The organism is Chromobacterium sp. ASV23 (genome assembly GCF_016428945.1).
Taxonomy (GTDB): Bacteria; Pseudomonadota; Gammaproteobacteria; order Burkholderiales; family Chromobacteriaceae; genus Chromobacterium; species Chromobacterium sinusclupearum.
In genome coordinates, this window is record NZ_JAELTR010000246.1 from 1 (window position 1) to 339 (window position 339).

The 339-nt window shown below is 61.1% G+C and carries 1 pseudogene; it reads right to left on the bottom strand.

Annotated features, from left to right (window positions below):
• Positions 1-292, bottom strand: a pseudogene (locus JHD59_RS22430) (MotA/TolQ/ExbB proton channel family protein); the annotation flags it as partial.
• Between the last annotated feature and the right edge of the window lie 47 nt (positions 293-339).

Sequence of the window (339 nt, forward strand, 5' to 3'; positions counted from 1 at the left end):
CGCTGGCGGCTTTTTGCAGATCCACGCCGTGGTGGCCCAGCAGTTCATGCCCCTGCTTGATCAGGCGGCGTTGTTCCAGCAGCTTGACGATGCCCACATACCAAGTGGAGGCGGACATGATCAGCAGGATGATCAGCGTACCCTTGGCCACGAAGTCGCCTTGCGACCACAGCGCGTCGATGCCGTACGGATTGGAGGTGTTGACGGTTTCAGCCGCCAGTGCCGGCAGCGCGCTCAGCGCGGCGGCAGCGCCCAGGACTTTGCCCAGAAATGCGCGAGTGATCTTGGTCATGGTATTTGCTCCTTTGTGTCTTGAGAGGCCCTGGTCTTAGGAGCCAG